This is a genomic window from Mesorhizobium sp., assembly GCF_004962925.1.
Classification (GTDB): domain Bacteria; phylum Pseudomonadota; class Alphaproteobacteria; order Rhizobiales; family Rhizobiaceae; genus Mesorhizobium.
In genome coordinates this window covers 1-5,030 of record NZ_SUEO01000319.1, presented here as the reverse complement: position 1 = coordinate 5,030, position 5,030 = coordinate 1, and the positions used below count along the sequence as shown (strand labels likewise).

4 protein-coding genes and 1 pseudogene are annotated in these 5,030 nt (G+C 63.5%); 1 reads left to right on the top strand and 4 read right to left on the bottom strand.

The annotated features are described in order from the left end of the window. Positions 1 to 377 (top strand): annotated as a pseudogene (locus tag E5W87_RS33825) (hypothetical protein); the annotation flags it as partial. Between the two features lie 10 nt (positions 378 to 387). Here the strand turns inward: E5W87_RS33825 and E5W87_RS33820 are convergent. The 4 genes from E5W87_RS33820 to E5W87_RS33805 are packed head-to-tail and all read right to left on the bottom strand — an operon-like array spanning position 388 to position 4,750. Beyond that, on the bottom strand, positions 388 to 978 hold the full coding sequence (locus E5W87_RS33820; protein WP_292407806.1) for a DUF447 domain-containing protein: 591 nt from the start codon (positions 976 to 978) through the stop codon (positions 388 to 390). 3 nt (positions 979 to 981) lie between these two features. Next, positions 982 to 2,376, bottom strand: a complete 1,395-nt coding sequence (locus E5W87_RS33815) for a DUF6513 domain-containing protein (RefSeq protein ID WP_292407805.1) — start codon at positions 2,374 to 2,376, stop codon at positions 982 to 984. After that, positions 2,369 to 2,920 carry a flavoprotein gene (locus E5W87_RS33810; RefSeq protein WP_292407804.1) on the bottom strand — a complete coding sequence of 184 codons (552 nt, stop codon included), beginning with the start codon at positions 2,918 to 2,920 and terminating at the stop codon, positions 2,369 to 2,371. The genes E5W87_RS33815 and E5W87_RS33810 overlap by 8 nt, the downstream gene beginning before the upstream one ends. A gap of 3 nt (positions 2,921 to 2,923) precedes the next feature. Then, positions 2,924 to 4,750, bottom strand: coding sequence for a (5-formylfuran-3-yl)methyl phosphate synthase (locus E5W87_RS33805; RefSeq protein WP_292407803.1), 1,827 nt, complete (start codon positions 4,748 to 4,750; stop codon positions 2,924 to 2,926). Between the last annotated feature and the right edge of the window lie 280 nt (positions 4,751 to 5,030).

The following is a 5,030-nucleotide window of genomic DNA, read 5'->3' as shown; positions in this document are numbered from 1 at the left end:
ATGACGACAGGCACGCCACCGCCGACGGCAAGGAAAAGACGGTCGACGGTTCGACCGCGCGGCTGGCGCGCATGATCGGCCGCGACGCCGCCGACCTGACGCCGCCGGAATGGCGTGAAATCGCCCGCTGGTTCAGCGAGCAGCAGTTGCGCAAGATCCACGACGCGGCATCGCTGGTTGCCGGGCCCCTCGCTAGGGATGTGCCGATCGTCGGCGCCGGAACCGGCCGCTGGCAGATCAGACGGCTGGCCGAACGCATGGAACGCCGCTTCGTCGATTTTGCCGAGATCATCCCCGCAAATGACGCCGTTCGCGGCGAAGCGAGCAGCGTGGCGCCTGCGTCAGCGGTGGCGCTGTTGGCGGGATCTCAATTGTAGGTGCTCTGGTTCAACTCCGCACCTCGTCGCCGTGGGACTCCTTGACCGACAGGTGATCGTCGACACGTTGCATCAGCCAGTCCCAGGCTTCCTTTTCGCCCTCGCCCGCGGTCTTTTCGATGGCGATCGAAAGGTAGGCGATTTCCGCCTCGATCTTGTCGCGCGGCAGCATGCCGAGCCGGCTGACCAATATGGCCAGTTCCAGCACCGCCGCCTTGGCGCGGTTGAACCCGGTGAACGGCGCATGCGTTTCCTCCTGCACCACGCGGCAGAAATGGCGAGGTCGCATACCGTCGTCATCGACACTTTCGACTTCGAGCACCGAATGCGCGAGCGCCGCTGCGAGCCGCGGCACCGGAAATCCGTCAACCGCAACCGTCGGCCAATCCTTGCGGCCGGTCAGGCAGCCGGCAAAGATACGCACGTCGTCGGTGTAATTGGCGATGGCGAACGGCACTTCGGCCAGATTGTCGAGCGTCACCGATGGGCGGAACGGCGCGATGACCCAGCCGTCCTTCTCGGCGATGATGCCGATCGGCGCGATGTGGACGTCTCCCGCCCTGTTGACGGTGGTGATGATCGATTCACTGATGTAGGGCATGATTTAGCGCTCTTTCTTCGCGCGAAGCGTGTGGCCCGCTTCCGCAAGACGGGTGCGGTCGGTTTCGGGAGCCGGCACGGCAACGCCCCATGCGAGCGGCTCGTCCTGCACATAGCGCTTGCCGAGGCGCCACGCGATCTCGGCCTTCATCAGTTCCGCGCCGAGATAGAATGCGTGCGCGCCATCAGCCTCAACGCCAAGCCCGGTGAAGAGTTCAAACGCATCCGTGGCAACCGCATGCCCCTTGCCGTTGAAGACATGGATGCCGTCCTCGGCGGTCATGATGCGGAAATTGGCGTCGCGCACCTCGGCTGCCAATGCATCGATATCCCCGGTCGAGGCCGTGAACGGCTTGCGATCGTGAATCTGCAGGAGCCCTGGATGGTAACTCCGCGGCAGCGCTCCGTCGTTCCTCGCGGCAAACAGGATACGGCGGGCAATATCGTGCTCCTCGATCGTTCGCAGCGTGTGCGGGCTAACATGCACGGCAAGCACGTTTCGGATCTGAAGTTCCGAGCAGAGCCCGGCCAGAACGGCGGTAACGCCGGAACTGTCGGCGTCGGTCAATTCGGTGAGATTGCCGGTGCCCATCAGCAATTCGACCTCCGGCCAGCGGCGGCGCGCCTCGATGAAGCGCCCGAGTGAGACGGCAAAGCCGAAATGGATCGGGTCGAGCACAGGGTCGGCGATGAAGGCGACGCCGGCCTTTTGCGCCGCTTCGATGGCCCGGCCGAGCGAATCCAGGTCGCCCGGCGTGGACGGGATCAGCACAGGCATAGCCTTGTAATCGAAGGCCAGCGGCAGCGTGTTCTCATCGAGGCTGAGAAGATAGTCCGCACCGGCGCGTGCGCCGATCGACAGTTCGTCGGTGCTGGCGGAATCGACACTGACCCGAAATCCCTGCGCCTTCAGCTCGCGCACGGCCTCTTCCAGCAATGGAAACGGCGTTTCCGGCAGGCAGCCGAGATCGATGACGTCGGCGCCGGCCGCAGCCAGCGTCCGTGCCCTCACCACCAGCGCCTCGACCGACAGCATCGGCGCATCGACGATTTCGGCGAAAATGCGCATATCGTGACGCGAAAGGTCGGGCGGCTCGCCCGCCCGGCCGAGAAAGCCCGGCAGATCGGCGATTTCGTCGGGACCACGTACGAAGGGCACGCCGAAATGCTTCGACAGATGCTCGATGTCCCCGCGATAGCGGCCGGGCAGGATGACGCGGTCAGTGCCGCCTGTCAGGCTGAGCCGCCGCTTGATGATGTCTTCGCTCATCAGCGCCGCGACCTTGACGCCGATGTCGATGATCTCCCAGGCAAATTCGGTTTCGCCCAGTCCGGCCAGCAGCCTCTCCAGCCGGACCTTGGCCAAATGACCGGTAAGAAAGGCCAGCCGCTCAGCCATGGCTTGCGAGTTCGGCGTGGCGCCGTCTGACCGAGGCTTCGAGTTCGGCGAGCGACTCGACCACCTCGGTTCGATCGAAGCTCTTCAGCTGGTTGGTATTCTCCAGGTCGATCCTGCGCGGATAGACCTTGACCAGCCCATGCGGCGCCATGGTTTCGAGTTCCGGCGCCGTATCGCAAGCAAAGACGATGGCCGGCACCCGGCATTTTCCCGCCTGGGCAAAGACATTGGTGGCGAGCGTGTCGGAAATGCCGTGCACGCATTTGGCGACGGTGTTGGAACTGGCCGGCGCCACCACGACCGTGTGATAGACGCCGTGATAAAATTCGCCGACCGGGATCGCGCTCGCCGTCTTGTCGTGCAGAACGCGCGTCGTCTCCGGGAAATCGAGCTTGAGCTTGTACATGCGCAGCACTTCGTTGGCGGCTTTCGACACGAAGACATCGCAATGCTCGAGTTGGTGAATAAGTGCGAAGCTCTCCGTAAAAAAATGACCGGAACCGGTCAAAACCCATGCCCAGCGCGGCGTATGCAGCTTCGCCATCGCCTACCCTGCTTTTCTTGCCGGCCGGATCGGGGGCGCGATCGCGATGCCGGGCAGATTGCCCGCCGCGAGCAGCGCCCCGGCCTCGGCAGCATCTTTCGGACCGGCGAGATGGAAATCGACGCCGTCGGGCAGCATGGCGGCAAAGCCGGCATCGACGATGCCTCTGACTGCCAGGCTGTCGATCGTGTCGCTGCCGAAGAACGCGCCGGTCTGCTTGATCAGCAGCAGCGCCTTCGCGCCGAGCTTGCCGGCAAGCCAGGCGGCAAGGGAATCGGAAGTCATGTCCCAGGAAGCCGGAATGTCCGGCGCCGGCAGCGCCAATGACGATGGTAGCCACACCGGGACCTTTCCCGCGTCCAACGCTTGCAGCATTTCCTCCAGCGACCGTGCCGGCGTCAGCCTTTCATGCCGGTCGAGGATGATTTGGCCGAACTGCTCCATGGCGAGGATCGCCATGGCATGGGCAGCGATATCGGAAAAATCCATGTAAATCTGGCTCTCTCGCACCTGGTCGGCAAACTGCCCGCCGCCGGGCACGATCACGATCGGCAGCCTGGAGCTTGCCAGCGCCGCGATCCAGTTCTCCATTTCCGCCGCACGGGCCGTGCTGCCGCCGAGCTTGACAATGGTTGGCCTGATGACCTCAGGCCTTTCCTGTCGCGGCTGGGAAACAGCGCTTTGGTCTTTTCGGCCGGCAGGGCCGGAGGCAACGCCGCGGCCTGCCGCTTGGCGCTTGCGTTCGATCTCGACGCCGACGCCGCCTGCGCCGAGTTCGAGTTTTTCCACCCTTACCGTGACGCGCACGACACGCGGGTTCTCCAGAATGTACGTCGCCACCTGCTCGGCCAACGCCTCGCTAAGCTGGATGTGGCCCCGCGCGACAATGGTGCGAATGCCGTCCATGATGATGTCGTAGGAGAACACATGGCGCATGTCTTCGGGATGGTCGGTGACTTGCAGCACGTCGGCGGTCACGTCGAAACGCACCTTCTGTGTGTGGCCGTGCTCGAAGCTGTAAGCGCCGATCTGGACCGGCAGGACAAAGTCCCGCACGAATATCTTGTCCGTGCCCAATGTCGGGTCGGTGCCCGGCGAATAGCCCCTCGCCGCCAGTAGGCGGTAGTCGACGCTCGACGGCCCGCCGGCTCGGGATTCTTCCGGGACCAATTCGCGGATCTGCGAAACCGCCTCGGCGCTGATCGAACCCGTGCGGCCGGAGTGACCGCACAGCGCCCCGCGAAAACCGAGAAAATCGGGAGCGAAGGGCAACAGGCGCGGAATGTCGGGGGCTTCCAGCGATCCGCTCAGTCCAACCATCAGACCAAGCGATTTGGCTCGATCGATGAACCCCGGGATACGCTCGGGCGGCAGATGGTCGAGCAGCCGCCCGTTAGCCTTGTTCGCAGTGTCGACCATGGCGCCATGGAAGCGATGTTTGGCAAACACCGGCAAAAGCTCGAAATCCGGCGCCAGATCGGCGAAAAGCACGGCGATCAGCTTCGTTCGCGCGGCGAGCGGCGCGAGCGCTTCCGCACAAGCGGCGGCATTTGCCGACGGAAAAAAGCCTATCTTGACGTAATCGACGCCGGTCGCCGCGATCTCTTCGGCCTTGGCGCGGATCGTTTCGGGTTCCATCGGCAGATCGCCGCAGACCGCGCTGACCGGCGCCCGGCCGGCGATGAACGAGGTGACCTGGCCAATGATTTCGGTGGCTACCGCCCCAAGGGCCCCAGCTTTCGGATCCTTCAGGTCTATGATGTCGACGCGGCCTGAGAGCGCGATCTCCGCCTCGTCGACGCCGGTGACGCTGCCCAGCATTTTGGTCATTGGAGGACTTTCTCCGGCATGAGGGACAGGACGCTCTCGGACCCGAATACCGAAATCCGCCCAGTTGCCGTTCCGGCGACAAGGCATGGCACTAAAGCAGACGCGAGAAGTCCACTTTCAGGGTTTGATAAATTTTGCTGGTCAGCTAAGCTCATGATGGGCACCTTGACTTCGCGCCGATCTGACAACAATCGGACTTTAGCGCAAGAACGGGTAATTTTTATCGATGACGAGCGCGGTGCCGGGCACTCTCGCGGCCTTTTTGTGCTTTTTTTCCCTG